Below are 15,675 nucleotides of genomic sequence, written 5' to 3' on the forward strand. Positions count from 1 at the left end.
CGTTTTCAGGGTTTCTGCCACAAACGAGTGCTGTGTCAGCTAACAGCCGATGCGCCCGATCCCACCTTGCTATCAGCCGCCCTCTTCCTGCTCACCTGCCATCAGCATGCTCCTCAGTGTCCCGGGGGACATATCCGCCCACCTGGCCACCTCCTCCAACGGCACCCCGCCGTTCACCGCCGCCACCGCGGTCCGCTTCCAGGCCGCCTCGACCAGACCGGCACTGTGACCGAGGCCTTGCAGCAGCTGCCGGGCGACCTCGGCAGTCGGCCCGCTCTGCACGCCGCGCAGCTGCAGCAACTGCTCCTCGGCACTGCCGATGAAACTGCCGATCCGCATCCGCTGCTCGGCCGGCACCACCGCCCGCCACATCGTCCCCGAGCCCGGCGCCCTTTTCTCCTTGCCCAGCACCCGCAACTGCCCCGCCATCGTCACCGGCTGATGCTCCCGGCGCAGCCACCAGGGGTCGTTGTCGTATCCGGGAGGCCCACCGGCCCCACGGCGCAACCGGATCACGCTGCCCATCCACGCGATCAGCGGACCGCCATGGTCCGCCGCGGCTAGCAGCCCCAGCCACTCCCGCCCCACCTGCTCACCGAGCCGACGGCAGAACAACCCGTCGACGGGCAGCACTCGCGGCTGCTCGGCACCGCTGTCCACCCACACCAGCCGGGCCATAGCCGGATCAAGCAACACATCAGCTACGGCCACCACCTCGGGGAAGACCACCGCGTCCCGGCCCACGATCCGCCACCACTCCAGATCACCCCCGGCATCACCGCCCGCGACCTGATGCAGCCGCCGCGGCCAGACCTTCTCCCGCTCCCAGTGCAGGGCCTGTTCCCACCACCGGGCGACCACCGCGTGCGCCAGCGCGAACACTCTCTCCGGCTCGGCCCCCGCCCGCACCGCCCGCCGCGCCACCCCCGCCCACCGCCGCTGCGCCGCGGCCACCTCCGGCTGACGCCGCACGTCCAAGTACTCATGGGGCTGGTCGGCGTCCGCGTCCAGGAGCCACCGCCCGTGCCGTACACACACACGGTTCCACCGTGGGGCGTACAGCACCGCCCGCCCAGCCGTCCCCGTACGCCGGGCCGTGCACAGACGACAACCGAACGCCACCGGCCCGGCGACCGCACCACCGATCCGCCACGCCGCCGCCGGCTCCCCGGCATCCGCGGCCGGCAGCTTGGCATCCTCCCGCCCCCAGGACGGCAACGCCCGCGCCAGCATGTCTTCTTCGACACCGCACAGACCTGCCAGGAGCTGCCGTCCAGCCGCATTCAGCAGCACCTCGGCATCTGCCCGACAGGTCCCGCCCTCGTGCTTGGGCTGGTGGTTGCGCCAGCGCCAACAGGACCGCAACGCCTTGGCCTCCAGTCCGTAGCGGCTGGCGATGCGGCAGATCAGCGACGAGGTCGTCTCCCTCGGTAAGGGAGCGGTCCGCAGTAGGCCAAGGTCATGGGTCACTCCGCCACGGTCTCGTATTCGCAGTCTCGGGCGGGCGCCTTCAGAACGGATGCCCAGCACATTAAGCGGAGCGGTTGGGAGAGGCACCGGGCCGGCCCTAACACCACGACGCCGCCGGCAGCGGCTGGGGAAGGCGCTGCGCTGCCTGATGGAGGCTGCGTTGTCAGTGGCGCGTGGTAGACCTGATTTCCAGTGAACTTGTCTGCTTTTACCGGTAGTTGATCAACATCGAGTGAAGAGGTACGACATGGTGGAGACGGAACTTCCCGGACAGGGGGTGGTGTTCTGGCCGGTGGGCACGGGTGACTCCACCACGATCGTGGTCGGCGACAACCTGGTCATGCAGGTGGACCTGCGGGACATGAAGGCCGCCGACGAGGACGACGCGGTGGTCGCCGCCGTCATTGACCGCCTGGAGGAGACCCTCCCGCAGCCCGACGGCACGACGCCCTACCTGGCGGTTTTTGCCCTGACCCACGCCGACTCGGACCACTGCTGCGGCTTCGGCGACCTTCTGGAGAGCTCCATCCTGATCGGGGAGATCTGGGCGACACCTCGGCTGTGGCGCGAATTGTCCGAGGACAAGCCCATGTGCGAGGACGCACAGCGCTTCCAGGACGAGGTCGAGCGACGCGTGGACGCCACCCTCAAGGCTGTCAAGGACGGCAAGGAGCCGGACAGCGGAGACCGGGTGCGCATCATCGGCTACGACGAGGACCGCGAACTGCACTCCTACGCCGAACTGCCCGACGAGTACTTCACCTTCCCCGGCGACGTGATCACCAAGATCGACGGCCAGGATGTCGCGGACCGGTTCGAGGCGTTCGTCCACGCACCGTTCAAGGACCACTGCGCAGGCGACCGCAACGACACGTCCTTGGCCCTGCAGGTTCAGCTGAAGGCCAGTGACGGCACAATCGGCCGACTGCTGTTCCTGGGCGACCTCGCCTACCCCATCATCAAGATGATCTTCGAGAATAGTGAAGCCGCAGGCAACTCGGACCGGGTGGAATGGGACGTGCTGCTCTCCCCGCACCACTGCTCGAAGAAGGCCATGTACGCCGAGGGCGAGGACGGTGAGGAGGAGCTCAAGCAGGACCTTCTCGACCTGCTCCAGGCGCATGCCAGTCCGGACGCCCGGGTGATCGCCAGCTCGTTGCCCTTCCGCGAGAAGGACGAGAAGGGCAACAACCCGCCGCACCTGCTGGCCCGGGGCGCCTACGCATCGATCACCGACTACGAGGTGCTGTGCACGGGGGAGTACCCCTCCAAGGAGGAACCCCGTCCGGTGGTCTTCGCCCTGGAGCCGGGCCTGGGCCTCGAACTGGTGGACGTCGCCGACCTGGAGAACAAGGCCCGGATGCTGGAGGCCGCGGGCGGGGGACGCCGGCTACTGGCCGCACTGGGTGCCTCCCGCTACCCGGCCGCGACCTTCGCTGCCAGTGCTGGCCTGCCGCACCCGCGAGGTACGGACGCCGCGCGCGCCGGTGTGCAGCAGGCCAGGGGCGACAAGGCCGAGCCCGCGGTACAGATCGGATTCGGTGCCGCGTGAAGGACAGCACCACCCTGGAACTCACCGAGGGCCAGCAGCTCGCCCTCGAACAACTGCACCGGATCGTCCAGGCATCTCAAGGATCGGTGGCGGCCACCCACGTGGCCGCCACAGCCGACGGGTACGTCGAGGCCCGCGTCAGCGTCGGCTGCGCCAACCTGCCGCCCACCCAGGACGGCCTGCGGCTGCGCAGCGTCGAGGCGGTCACCCTGCGGATCCCTCCGAACTTCCCCTTCACCGCCCCCAGCGTGCAAACCCAGCACACCCGCTTCGCCGGCGCCCCGCACGTCAACTGGGGCCGCCACCTGTGCCTGTACCGCTCGACGGCGACCGAATGGGATCCGGCCGACGGCATGTACGGATTCATCACCCGCCTCCTGGACTGGTTCGAGGCGGCCGCCGCGGGACAACTGGACCGGCCCGGCGAACCCCTGCACCCCCCGAACGCCCTGACCGACCACACCGCGGGACTCCTCGTGATCCGTCACGACGCGCCCGTCGCACGACCGGACGGGCCGTGGCTGGGCGCCGCCGTACTGCACCAGGTCAACGACATCAGATGCGACGTTGTGGGCTGGCTCGCCGCCGAGGACCCCTGGCCCGACAGCCTGGAACGGTTGCGGGAGAGCGCCGCGCTGCCGGCCGACGCCCGCGCCTTCCTCGCCCCCGTTGTCGTCACCACGAAGCACCTGACGTTCGAATACCCGCTCACCGCGCGCGAGCTGGTGGAGTCCATGGCCCGCGACCACATCACGACGCGCCTGCTGCTGGGGCTGACGGGATTCGTCGCAGGCCACAACCGCACCCTGCTGTGCCCCGACGCCGACGCCACCGCGTCGACCGGGGACGACGAGGACACCCCAGCCGCGCCGGTGCACCTGCTGCTGGGCACCCCCTCGCGGGGTATCGCCGGCGACGGGCCGCGCCGGACGCACCTGGTGGCCTGGCACCTGCCCGACTTCGCCGATCAGGTCGGGCGCCTGGCCGCCGACACTGCCTTCAGCGGGCATGCGTACCTGGCCGAACTCGGCGACGAGGTCGTCCGGTTCGGCACCGATTGGCTCGACCGCCAGAGCACCCGGTGGATGCGCGTCTACGAAGCCCGGCCCGAGGTCACGGTCCGACGCGACCACGCCAGCCCCGCGGCCTGGCTGCGCGGCAAACGCATCCTCGTCCTGGGCGCGGGCGCCCTGGGAGCACCCGTCGCCGACATGTGCGCCCGCGCCGGAGCCGCGCACCTCACCGTCGCCGACCACGGACTCGTCCACCCCGGAATCCTGGCCCGCCAGCCCTATACGGACGCCGACATCGGCTTTTCCAAGGCGAGGGTCCTGGCCGACCGCCTCAACCGGATCGACCCCCACGCCACCCATGTCGAAGCCCTCGTCGGCAACGTCACCACCCGGCTGTCCGCCCTCAACCTGCACACCTTCGACCTGATCTGGGACTGCACCGCCAACCGCATCGTCCGCGCCCACCTCGAACGCGCCCGCCGCACCGACACCGCCCCCTGGCCCCACCTGGCCACACTGATGATCGGCCACCACGCCACCCGCGGCATCGCCGCCATCTCACCCCACGGTGCCACCGGCGGTGGCACGGACGTCCTGCGGCGCACCGCGCTGGCCGCGCACGCCGATGCCACGCGCGCCTTCGACGACCTGATCGACGACTTCTTCCCCACCACACCCCCGACCGAGCTCTTCCAGCCCGAACCCGGCTGCTCGGACGCCACCTTCACCGGATCGGCCGCCGACGTCACCGCACTGGCCGGACAACTGGCGACCGGCGTCCTCCACGCCCTGGCCGAACCCGCCGACCAGCACACCATGGCCGTCCTCATCGTTCGCATGCCCACCGGCCCCACCATCACCCAGCCGTCCGGGCCGCGCTGGCTGACCTGGCCCAACGACACCCTCGCCACGGACGAGGCCACCGGTTACGACGTGCGCATCACCCCCGCCGCACTGGCCGAGATGCGCGCGGAAGCCCGACGCGGCGCCCGAGTGCGGGGCCCGCGCGTGGAAACCGGCGGCACCCTGCTCGGCGCCGTCGACGACGCCACCGGTGTGATCTTCATCGACGAGGCCACCGGCCCGCCCCCCGACTCCCTGCTGACCGAGGCCTACTTCCAGCACGGTCTGGACGGCGTCAGCGGCCACCTCACCGCCCGCCGGAAGGCTACCGGCAACATCAGCCGCTTCCTGGGCATGTGGCACACCCACCCGCACACCGCTGCCCAGCCCAGCGCCACCGACCGCGCTGCCATGACCAGCCTCACCCTCCCGCTGGACGACGCCCCCGCCCGCGCCCTCGTCCTCATCGCCGGAGGACCACCCCCTGTCTGGCACCAGTGGCTCGCCACCGGGGACAGCCCTGACCTCTACGCCCACCTCGCCGCCCGCACCGCCTCGGTCACGGCCGAGCCGCCCCCGCCGCAACCACCCGCTCACCTCGGCCCCGTGCAGTGGTGGCCCGGCGGCTACTCCACCCGCCCCCACAGTCCCGTCCCCCTCCCACGCAAGGGCTCCCGCTCATGACCCGCACCATCGGCCTCGCCATGTCCGGCGGCGGCTCCCGCGCCGCCGCCTTCCACCTCGGCTGCCTGCGCGCCCTGCACGACCGCGACCTCCTCGACTACATCCGCGTTGTCTCCGGCATCTCCGGCGGCTCCCTCCTCGCCGCCCTGTGGGCCTACGGCCCGAAAGAGTTCACCGACTTCGACGCCCGCACCACTGACCTGCTGCGCTCCGGCCTGCAACTGGATATCGCACGCCAGGCATTCAATCCCTCCGCGGTCGCCCGCAACCTCACTGCGGCTGCCCGCGCAGGCACCCGCCAGCTGTTCACCCGCACCACCCAGGTCACCGTCGCACGCCCCGCCAACCGCACCGACGCCCTGGCCGCCGTCCTCGCCCACAAGGCGTTCGGCACCACCACCCTGGCCGACGTCACCCACCCCGGTCTCGACGTCGTTCTGACCGCCACCGACCTGGCCACCACCAACGCGGTTCGCTTCGGCAGCACCCGCAGCGGCTGCTCCCGCTACGGCACCATCACCGAGCCCGTCCATGTCGCCACCGCCGTCGCGGCCTCGGCCGCCTACCCCGCCCTCCTACCGGCCCTGGAACGCACCTTCACCTTCCAGCACCGCGACGGACACCACCAGCAGCACACCGTGCTGCTCACCGACGGCGGCGTCTACGACAACCTCGGCCTGTCCGTCCTCGAACCGGGACGCTCACCGCACCACACCCCGCACGTCTACGACGTCCCGTTCATCATTTCCTGCGACGCAGGCATGGGCGAACTCGCCGTCAAGGCACCACACTTTATGCCCGGACGTCTCAGCCGTTCCTTCGCCACCGTCCACCGCAAAGCCCAAGACTCCGCCCGCGCCCGCCTGCACGAGTGGGCTGCCAGCGGACGCATCGACGGCCTCGCCCTCGCGTACCTCGGAATGAAGGACGACCGCCTGCCCGCGCCGCCAGCCGACCTCGTCCCGCGCAGCGCGGTCGCTTCCTACCCGACCAACTTCGCCGCCATGGCCCGCAGCGACTTCGAGGCCATCACCACCCGCGGCGAACAGCTCATGCGCACCGTCCTGCCGATGTACCAGCGAACCATGGATCTTTGACAGTGAAGCCGAGCCCCGCCGAATAGCCGCGCTGCCAGGCTGCATCAAAGCGGCTGGCTCCCGCATACGCCGATGGCTGTCAGTAGCACCTTTTGGTGGGGGTGGAGGGTGCTCCATTGAGCGCGTTGGACGTTGGCCCAGTGTTGAAGTGTGTCGGGGGCGGGTTCGTTCCCGCTGATCGTGGCGCGGTATTGCTGCCAGGTGCGGTGCCAGGTGTAGGGCCAGGGTGGGTTCCACCACGGGTCCAGGCTGGTGAGGGCGGCTGCGGTTGTGGTGAAGAGGGTGCCGGCGCGTTGTTTGCGGCGTTGCTGGCACAGCCATCTGCCGAGGGGGAAGCCGTCTTGTCGTGTGTGTTTGTCCGGGGTGAGGTGGCCGTGTCGGGCGGCGTAGGCGCGTGCGTGGTCGAGTCCGGGGCTGGCGGGGTAGGAGCGTGTGGCCGGGGCGGGTCGTTCGCCTACGACAGCGTCGGGTGTGATGCTGAGGGCGGTCAGGAGGTCCTGCTGGCCGGGGTGGAGATGCTCCCAGGACTCCTGCTGGACACGGATCCAGCGGCAAAAGCCTCGGGGGAGGTTCGTGGCCGATACGCCGCCGGCACCCGTGGCTGCTGTGCGGAGGCGGTGGTAGGCCTGCTGCCATTGCAGGGGCCAGGGCGGATTCCACCACGGATCGATCAGGGTCAGGGCTTCGGCCCGGGTGGGGGAGAGGCGGCCCTGGCCGGCGCGTCGTCGTTGCCAGGCCAGCCACTTCCCCAGCGGGAACCCGTTGAGGACGGTGCTGATGGGTGCGGCGATATGGCCGTATTCGGCCGCGTAGGTGCAGGCTTGTGCGAGCGCGGTGTCCAGCAGACCGGGCCCAACGCGGGGAGCCGGTGGTTGGGCGGCTCGGGCTGTCTCGGCGGTGATACCGATCTTGGTCAGCAGGCGGTGCTGCTCGGGGTGGAGTGTGCCGTAGCCGATGCGTTGATGCCTTAGCCAGTCGGCCAACTCCTTCTCAAGGCCCGCAATGCCGGTACCACCGCCGTCGGCTGCGGACTCTGACCGCTCGCGTACGCGGCTCCAATTGCGTTGCCACTCCAAGGACCAGGTCGGGTTCCACCAGGGGTCGAGCGCCGCGAGGAGCGTACCGACCGGCCATGTCCCGCCCGTTGCCTGGTGGTGTTCCCGCGCCCGGTGGCGCTGTTCACTCAGCCACCGGCCCAGCGGAAACCCCTCAGGACAAGCTTTCAGGGGCGTGGCGAGGTGGCCGTGTGCGGCGGCGTACGTGCGCGCGTGGGCCAGCCCGGGGCCCGTACCGCAGAGCTGGGCGATGACCTCGTGGGGGCGAGCGGCGGCGGTCTCGGCGGTGATGCCGATCTCCGCCAGCAGATGCTGCTGCTGCGGATGCAACTGCTTGTAGCTGGTGCACTGTACGGACAGCCATGTGGCCCAGCTGTCACTGCCGTCCGGCCAGCTCCTTTCTGCGGCCCCTTGGTGCCGGTCTCGGGCATGAGCGCGGATCCGGTGCCAGGTGCGCTGCCACGCCAGGGGCCACGGGGGGTTCCACCACACGTCGATCGCGTCGAGTACCTGGAGGTGCGCGCCGGGTTCGTCCTGGCGGCGGGTGAGGCAACGCTGGGCAGTGAGCCACTTCCCGAGCAAAAACCCTTGGTACGAGATGTTCTTGGTGGCCAGGGCCAGGCATCCGTGTTCGGCGGCGAAGGCGCGCGCACAGTCAACAGCCTTATCGATGCCTGCTGTCCGGCTCGTTCGGCGCGGGCGTGCGCTGCCGGCGGCCTGGGCCGTGAGGCCGATGTCGGTCAGCAGACGGCGTTGTTGGGGGTGGAGTGAGCTGTAGTCGGTGCACTGCAGGTACAGCCATTCCCCGGTCAGCATGTGGGTGTCGGGGAAGCCGTCGGCGGCGTTGAGGGGGCCGTGGCGTCTGACGTGGTCGCGGGCGCGGTAGTAGGAGCGCTGCCACTACACCGACCAGGGGATGTTCCACCACGGATCCACCTCCTTGAGGGCGGCGGCCTTTTCTTCAGGCAGGACCAAGGCGTGGGCCTGCTGGTTGTGCACCCATTTCCCCAGGGCGAAGGAACCGACTCGGGTGTCGCGTTGGGTGGCGAGGTGGCCGTGCTGGGCGGCGTAGGTGCGCGCGTGGGCCAGGCCGGCGGCGAAGGCGCCCTCGGCGTGCACGCTGTGACCCCGCAGCCGTTTCTGCGCCGGCAGACCCTCTGTGCCCGCGGTCTGCCGGCGCTGGTAGCCCGCGAGAACGTCGGCGAGAGGCCGGGGCCGGAGCGCCAAGGGGACCTGCCACAGCCGCTGTTCGTCGTCTCCACTGCCGCCCTCGGTACGGATGCACTGGTACGTCCAGGCAAACAGCGCTCCGTGGGTACAGCCGGCCAGACGCTCGGTGAGCCACGGTCGCCGCAAGTGATGGCCCAGCTCGCCGGGCACGCAGGGCACATCAGCCAACCGGTAAGGGAGGTGACCACCACCGTCAGCAGCGACACGGAGCCGCCAGGCCGGGCTGGCCAGAAGCGTGGCGAGGGCGACGGTCTCGGGATAGGTGATCAGATCCCGCGCCAGGATCCGCCACCGCCGCGGATCCTCACCAGCGGGCATGGCCGCATCCAGCCGCATCGGCCACAGACGTTCCTCAGGCCACTCCTGTGCCCACCACCAGGCTGTGACCGCTTCCGCAACCTCGAACGCCGAACCAGCGACGGGGGAGCGGCGCAGCAGCCTGCGGTGATCCGCCTGCGCCTGGACTACCTCCGGGCATCCGGCCAACTCCACGACACGGCTCCCGTTGCCAGGCACGCTCATCAGCCAGCACCGGTGGCGTGGGCAGACTCGCTGGTGCGCCGCCAGGTACACCCGGGCTGGTGCAACGCGACCGGTCCGCGCAGCCACACAGCCCGGGCACGCCGGACCCCAGGCAGCAACCGTCTCCACCCCGTTGTAAAGCCGCGCCGCCGGCCGCTCCTTCGAGGGGCCCAGCGGCTCCTCCCGCGTCCAGGCCGGCAACGCACGGCGTAAGCCCACCTGCGGCACACGACACAGCGCCGCGACCCGTTCCCGGGCCGCGGCGTTCAAGAACACCTCACTGTCGCCCTGCAGAGCCCGGACGACGCCCTGCTGGCCAGCCACTTCGGTAACCGACGACAGCAGACTCCGCACCGTCAGGCCGTACCTGTCCGCGATCCGCCCCAGGAACGACAGCGTCATCTCACCCTGCAGGGGAGCCACACGAAAGGCACCCGCGGCCAGCAACAGCGTCCCCACCCGCCCCGTCTCTTGTGACAACTATCGTGCTTCGGCTCAACAAGCAGGTGCCGGGCCGCGGCTGGCGCCAGGTCAGTAGTCGAGGTCGAGGTAGTCGATGTCGTTGAGGGTGACGTCGGAGAGTCCTGTGGCGCGCCCTCCGCCGTCCTGGAAATAGATTTCCTTAAACCCTTCGGCGATGATCCCTCGCATTTGCTGGTCGCTGGCGCCTGTGTTGCGGGCGTCGAAGAGGCGTTGCGCGTACGCCGGAGGAAGGTGGATGGTGAGGCGGCGGAAGCGTCCGTCGTCGGTGGTGCCGACGGGTGCGGTGTATCCGAAGCGGGCCCTGGTCTCCACGGTGATCCCGCCGGAGGTCGCGGCCTGTTTCTGCCGGCGTTTGCGCACCTGTGGCTGCCACCGCTGCCGTACCGCGTTGTCGAGTTTCGCGGCGACGTCGGCGCGGGCGTGCTTGCGGGCGCCGCGCCGGTAGCGGTTGACGGAGTCGGCGGTGACCCCGAGTTCCTGCGCGACGGCCTTGGCACTGCCCAACTGCTTGATCAGGTAGCCGATCTGGCCCTTCAGCGTCTTCGGCGGCTCGCGGGTGAAGGCTTCCCGGTCGGCCCGCTCGATCGCGTCGTCGATCTCGCCCACGGCCTTACTCCCCTTCGTCCAGGACGGCGTCGCCGCCCTTGATGTGGCGGGCCGGGTTCAGCCCCTTCTCCATCAGGTCGACCGCCCACAGCATCGACTGGACGCCCTCCAGCTTCGCCAGGCCCGGCGTGGGCCCGAGGCGGAACCCGCCGGGCTGCGGCTTACCGGACGTCGCGTACGGCAGGAAGTCCAGCGGGCTCTCCCCCGGCGAGGGGTAGACGACGCAGTCGGACAGCACCGCCAGCGGGTACAGGCCCGTCATCTTCACCATGTTGTTCAACTTGCGGTGCATGTTGACCCGCGCCTTGCTGATGACGGCGGCGCGGATGTCCGGGCGCCAGGTCGGGCGCTGCATGGCCGGCCACGGCTCGCCGTCCTTGTACTGCTTGCCCTGGGGGCGCTCGCGGAGCTTGCCGACGCCGCCCTTCACGGTCGCCTTGATGGCACCGAGGACGGCGGCCATCGCCGGGTCGATCTGCTTGTGCTGCTCCATCGCGGCGAGGAAGGCCCGGTCGTCCAGGTCCTTGGTGACGCCGAGGTCGGCGAGGGTGTCGACGTAGGCGGTCTTGAGCCGGTCGTGCCACGGATCCAGGTACGCGCCGGTCTCGCGGCGCAGGTACGCCTCGATCGGAGCCACGTTGAAGCCGAGCTCCTGGGCGTAGGCGACCGTGTGCGTCTGGTACCAGGCCGGTCCCGTCGGGCGGGTGCCGTCCGGGGTGAACGGGCTGGGCAGGCGCGGGTCCAGGTCGATATGGGAGAGGTCGACCAGCCAGGAGCCGGGGATCTTCGGATTGAACGTCGGATTGTGGAAGTGGTCCGGGGCGGAGAGACCGACGACCAGGCGGGCCGCGGCGGCGAGGAACGCGGTGTTGAGGTCCAGGCCCACCGCGAAGGGCAGCACGCACTCCTCATCGGACAGCGTCTCCACCGAGCGCACCCACTGGTACGCCTCCTCATTGAGGAACCCGCCACTCCAGCCGGAGTTCACGACCACGGGATGTTCCGGGGTGGCCTCCGGCGGCGCCGGGTCCATCGGCTCCGTCCCCAGCGATCCCGCGTTGTGGCCGGACACCCAGTTCCCGGTCTGCGGGTCCTGCACGGCCTTTGTCGGCGGGCGCAGCGCCGTCATCAGCTCCAGGCCCGAGACGGCTGTGGAGCCGCGCGGGGTGATGACCCGCTGGGCGTAGACACCGAGGATGCGGGCGATGTCGGCCGCATCGAGGTCCGCGACGCCGGGCCAGGACCGCTCATCGAGGGCGTCCCACGACAGGATGGCGAGCTGCACGCACTGCCGCTCGCGCCCCTGGGCCTTGCGGTAGACCCTTGCCCACGGGCCGAACCCGCGCTGCGTCAACTGCCACCGTGCCTTCGCGACCTGCTTGACCACCGGGTGGTCCTCGGGCAGGCGCAGGGAGCGGCGCTGCTCGTGGCCCTCCAGGCGCTCCGGCAGCCCCAGCTTCACGGCGGCCGCCGCGGTGAGCACGATCAGCGGGTCGGAGTCCTTGCCGTACCGGTTGAGCCTCGCGGCACCGAGACCGGACTCGCGCAGCGTCCACTCCACCAGCTCCACCACCGTGGTCGCCGGGCAGTCGAGCACGATGCCGCCCACGCCGTACGCGGAACCGTCACTGTCCAGCACCGCGAGCGGACCATGCGGGAACCGCGAGTCGACGGCGGGCGCGGAACGCTTCTTCGCCGGACGGCGCGACGTCGCCGACTCAGCCTGGACGACGGGCACCTCCACTACGGCGGGCGCCTCGGGCACGGCCTGGCCGGTGAACGTCTCCGCAACCGGTTCCGGGTTGAGCGCGGGAGCCGGGGCGGGCGTGACAGCGGGAGCTCCGTGGGCCGGGTACTTCGCGGCCCACCCGTTCAGCAGTCGCTGGTAGGCATCCAGGCGCGGCGACTTTGGCTCCGAGCGGCCGTTCTCCCAGTTCTTCACCGACTGGGTCGTCGTCTTCAACGCGGTGGCGAGGCGGGCCTGGGTGATGCCGGCGGCCTCACGAAGCCGGGCACGCTCCGCCGGAGGCGGGAGATGCGGCTCCTCGTTCAACAGAGCGTCGACGGACGCGAACAGCTCTTCCTCAGATGCCATTCCCTGCACCTTCACATCAGGACCCGATACTGCTTAACCAAAAACTTAGCCCACTCCTTAACCTTCCTGTGCCCATTCCAACCCCAGCGCGGCGAGCGCGGCGAGTTTGTCGACGGTGAGCTTCGCGCGACGGCTTTTGCTGTTGCTGAGGAACACTCCGAGTCGGACTTCTACCCCGTCCAACTGCTCTGTGTGGCCTCTGGGGACGATCACGGAGCCCTCCCGGGCCTTGTACTGCGCCAGGGCCGCTACGCCTCGCTCAAAGGCTCCTGAAGCGCCCTGGGGGACCTTGGCGGGTGTTTCCTGCTCAGGGGGGAGCGGTACGACACCAAGTTGCTCCAGGCGTTCGCGCTGCCCGTCCATCAGCGAAGCCCACACCGCCGGTTGGCGCTGTTTCGCGGCCCATCGTCCGATGTCCATCCCGTGGACGGTGACGCCGGGTAGGACGTCGACTCCACGGGCTTGGCCGTCTTCGTCGGCTACGAGTTCGCGTAGTGCGGCGTAGTGGCGTTGCCAGTCCGCCGGCCAGGCGGGGTTCCAGTCTTCGTCGACGGTTTCGAGTGCTGTCTTCCAGTCGGGGTGGTCGTCCAGGGCACCAGGACGCCGCAAATTCGCGAGCCACATTCCCAAGGGTCTATCCAGCATGGCCGCTGTGCGGGGGGCGCAGAGTGTCCAGTGTTGGTCGTAGTACGCCTTGGCGGCTTCCAGGTTCTCCTGGAACCTCTCATCGGCCATCGACCACACCATGCCGAACCGCTCCAGGCGCTGGGCGCGCTGCCCGTTCATCTCCCCGGCCCCGTACGCCCGTCGCTGCTCCGCCACCCACTGTCCAAGAGGTGTCGCGCCCTCGCGGTGTCCGTAGGGCACCCTCGCGTTCCCGACTCGCTCGACGTACGTCTTCAGCTTCGCCCAGCCGCGGGCCCAGTCCTGGCGTTCGGTGTCGATGACGTTGAAGGACACCCAGTCCGCGACCATCACCGGATCCCTGGGGGCGGCGAAACGGAGCAGCAGACGGGATTCTTCCTCGCCTTCCCCGGGCGGCGTACCGATGTGCTGGGACGGTTGCGCGACGTCCTTCTGCGGCTCCTGGGGGATCGCCAGCAATTCGATTGCCTCTTCGTCGTGAGCGCGTAGACCTTCCAATACCTTCACCAACGGGCGATACGATCCCGAGGTGAACATGTCTTCCGGATTTTCCCCGGGCTGGAGAAATACCGGCACGATCAGCGAGGCAATCTTGCCCTGTCCCGGCTTCTGACGCAAAGCGCGCCCGATAGCCTGCACAATATCGTGCGGCGCGCCCTTGGGATCCAGGAGAGCTACGGAATCCACGGCGCGAATATCAACGCCCTCACCCAATACGCGACAATTCGAGAGAATGGCACGCAGCGTGGTGGTGCCGAATTTTCCCAGGACTCCGCGCCGGCGCTCGGGCACGTGCTCGCCGCAGAGCCAGTCGGCCCAGATCTGAGCCGGGTACGTCTCGGGCTGGTCGGCGTGCAGCTTGGCCGCCACCCGCTCCAGGCCCTCTGCGTAGGCCTGTGCCTCGATGGTGCGGTGGTGGAAGGTGATGCACGTCGACAGGTCGTGCTGCGCCATCGTGTGCAACAGCGCGGCCTGCAGGGCCCCGAGCCGCTGACCCCGCACCTCCTCACTGCGCCGCTCCTCACCCATCAGCCGCTCGGGCGTGACGACCGGGTCCTGGAGCTCCAGGACGATGATCTGGTACCGCGCCAGCAGCCCGCGCGACACCGCCGACGCGAGGGACAGCTTGTAGAGGACGGGCCCGAAGACCCTCTCGTCGTCCATGGAAGCCGCCATCTCCCGCGGCAGCCGGTCGCGCACCCCCTCGGCGACCTCGCGGTTCAGTCGCTCTTCCCAGATCCGCGGCGTCGCCGTCAGATACAGCCGGCGCGCCGACGGAATGACTCCCTGGTCGTGCACCGCGGCCCAGGCCTTACCCATCGAGCCACTTGTCCTGTGCGCCTCGTCAACCACCGTCAGGTCCATGGGAGACAACTGCTGCCCGTAGGCGCCCTCGAACGCCTCGGAAAGGACACCGAGGCTGGCGTACGTCGCGAAGACGGTGACCGGCCCCTGCCCGTGCCACAGGGCGAGCTGCACCGGATTCGTGGTGCTCCGGACCTTGAGATTCCACAATTCCGGGTCGTCCTGGAGAGAACACACCGCGACCGCCGGACCCGTGTGCCCGGCGGCATTCCACGCCTGAACCGTCTGGGACAGCAAATCCAGCGTCGGCACCAGAACAAGAATGCGCCCCTTGGGTGCGAGCCGCTTTGCCGCCGCAGCCGCGATGATGGTCTTTCCCGTCCCGCACGCGGCGTGCACCTGCCCGCGCAGGCCATTCACAGGAATCCCGCCCGGCGGGACATCAAGACCGCGCACAATGGCGGCAACGGCCTCGACCTGGTGGTCACGTAGTTTCACGGCCATTCCCGTGTTCTCCTTTTCGCGGAATGATGCGCGTATCAGAATGGAGATTCCCGGAGCGGCGAAGGATCCAGGGGTGATGCTGTCTGTTCCCAGACTCTACACAGTGCACAAGCATGATGCATCACTCTTGCGTAAACTTCCGCACTCGTAGGGTGAAACATGGCCGATTCCCGTCTTCCAGTGACCGATCGGGGTGTATGCTCGTGAGGTTCGGTGGGGTTGCGTACGGGCAGTTGAGAACGGGGGAGGGGTTCGGGTGGAGCGCAGCGGAGCCCGTCACTACGGGCGGGCCGGCACTTCGTCAGGCCGACGATCCGTCACACACGTTGCAGGGGTGATGGGGGAGAATCCCAGACCCTACACAGGCCCACACGCGATGCATCTCCCCTTGCTGCCAGCCCAGGCGACCGCGCTTGCGCGGGTGCCCCCAATTTGCGCTTGCGCGAATTGGCTTCTTTTCAGAATTCCGTTTACGGAATTCCATTTCCGCGTTTACGCGGGAATTCGAATTGCGCTTGCGCAATTCGCGCACTATGCAGCGCGCCAGCGCTGCATATCCCGCTCCGCGGGG

Annotated in this window: 9 protein-coding genes; 3 read left to right on the top strand and 6 right to left on the bottom strand. The window is 69.4% G+C overall.

Annotation, left to right across the window (positions count from 1 at the left end):
• Positions 1 to 72 precede the first annotated feature (72 nt).
• Positions 73 to 1,470, bottom strand: a complete 1,398-nt coding sequence (locus ACFYMC_RS25420; RefSeq protein ID WP_388529206.1) for a DNA-binding protein — start codon at positions 1,468 to 1,470, stop codon at positions 73 to 75.
• 247 nt (positions 1,471 to 1,717) lie between these two features.
• On the opposite strand from ACFYMC_RS25420, the gene ACFYMC_RS25425 reads away from it, so the two are divergent.
• The 3 genes from ACFYMC_RS25425 to ACFYMC_RS25435 are packed head-to-tail and all read left to right on the top strand — an operon-like array spanning position 1,718 to position 6,659.
• A complete protein-coding gene (locus ACFYMC_RS25425) occupies positions 1,718 to 3,022 on the top strand; it encodes a hypothetical protein (protein ID WP_388529208.1) in 1,305 nt (434 codons plus the stop codon).
• Positions 3,019 to 5,562 (top strand): ThiF family adenylyltransferase, encoded by a 2,544-nt coding sequence (locus ACFYMC_RS25430; RefSeq protein ID WP_388529210.1) that lies wholly within the window; start codon positions 3,019 to 3,021, stop codon positions 5,560 to 5,562. The genes ACFYMC_RS25425 and ACFYMC_RS25430 overlap by 4 nt, the downstream gene beginning before the upstream one ends.
• A complete protein-coding gene (locus tag ACFYMC_RS25435; RefSeq protein ID WP_388529212.1) occupies positions 5,559 to 6,659 on the top strand; it encodes a patatin-like phospholipase family protein in 1,101 nt (366 codons plus the stop codon). Before ACFYMC_RS25430 ends, ACFYMC_RS25435 begins: the two co-directional genes overlap by 4 nt.
• Before the next feature lie 44 nt (positions 6,660 to 6,703).
• Here ACFYMC_RS25435 and ACFYMC_RS25440 read toward each other — a convergent pair whose 3' ends face one another.
• The 5 genes from ACFYMC_RS25440 to ACFYMC_RS25460 all read right to left on the bottom strand — a co-directional run bounded on the left by ACFYMC_RS25440 (position 6,704) and on the right by ACFYMC_RS25460 (position 15,104).
• Complete coding sequence (locus tag ACFYMC_RS25440) at positions 6,704 to 8,530, bottom strand: helicase associated domain-containing protein (protein WP_388529214.1); 1,827 nt, start codon at positions 8,528 to 8,530, stop codon at positions 6,704 to 6,706.
• Positions 8,531 to 8,614: 84 nt separating this feature from the next.
• On the bottom strand, positions 8,615 to 9,889 hold the full coding sequence (locus ACFYMC_RS25445) for a Helicase associated domain protein (RefSeq protein WP_388529216.1): 1,275 nt from the start codon (positions 9,887 to 9,889) through the stop codon (positions 8,615 to 8,617).
• A 108-nt stretch (positions 9,890 to 9,997) separates the two neighbouring features.
• Positions 9,998 to 10,555 (bottom strand): telomere-protecting terminal protein Tpg, encoded by a 558-nt coding sequence (gene tpg / locus ACFYMC_RS25450; protein ID WP_077974377.1) that lies wholly within the window; start codon positions 10,553 to 10,555, stop codon positions 9,998 to 10,000.
• Between the two features lie 4 nt (positions 10,556 to 10,559).
• Positions 10,560 to 12,650, bottom strand: coding sequence for a telomere-associated protein Tap (gene tap, locus ACFYMC_RS25455; protein WP_388529218.1), 2,091 nt, complete (start codon positions 12,648 to 12,650; stop codon positions 10,560 to 10,562).
• Between the two features lie 57 nt (positions 12,651 to 12,707).
• Positions 12,708 to 15,104 carry a Helicase associated domain protein gene (locus ACFYMC_RS25460; protein WP_388529219.1) on the bottom strand — a complete coding sequence of 799 codons (2,397 nt, stop codon included), beginning with the start codon at positions 15,102 to 15,104 and terminating at the stop codon, positions 12,708 to 12,710.
• Between the last annotated feature and the right edge of the window lie 571 nt (positions 15,105 to 15,675).

This window comes from Streptomyces sp. NPDC006879, from assembly GCF_042869595.1.
In the GTDB taxonomy this organism is placed as follows: Bacteria; Actinomycetota; Actinomycetes; order Streptomycetales; family Streptomycetaceae; genus Streptomyces.

What these genes read in the sequence shown, in the direction of transcription:
- ACFYMC_RS25425 (WP_388529208.1), top strand. Translation starts at nt 1,718, where the DNA reads ATGGTGGAGACGGAACTTCCCGGACAGGGGGTGGTGTTCTGGCCGGTG.
- ACFYMC_RS25435 (WP_388529212.1), top strand. Translation starts at nt 5,559, where the DNA reads ATGACCCGCACCATCGGCCTCGCCATGTCCGGCGGCGGCTCCCGCGCC.
- ACFYMC_RS25440 (WP_388529214.1), bottom strand. Translation starts at nt 8,530, where the DNA reads ATGCTGACCGGGGAATGGCTGTACCTGCAGTGCACCGACTACAGCTCA.
- tap (WP_388529218.1), bottom strand. Translation starts at nt 12,650, where the DNA reads ATGGCATCTGAGGAAGAGCTGTTCGCGTCCGTCGACGCTCTGTTGAAC.
- ACFYMC_RS25460 (WP_388529219.1), bottom strand. Translation starts at nt 15,104, where the DNA reads ATGGCCGTGAAACTACGTGACCACCAGGTCGAGGCCGTTGCCGCCATT.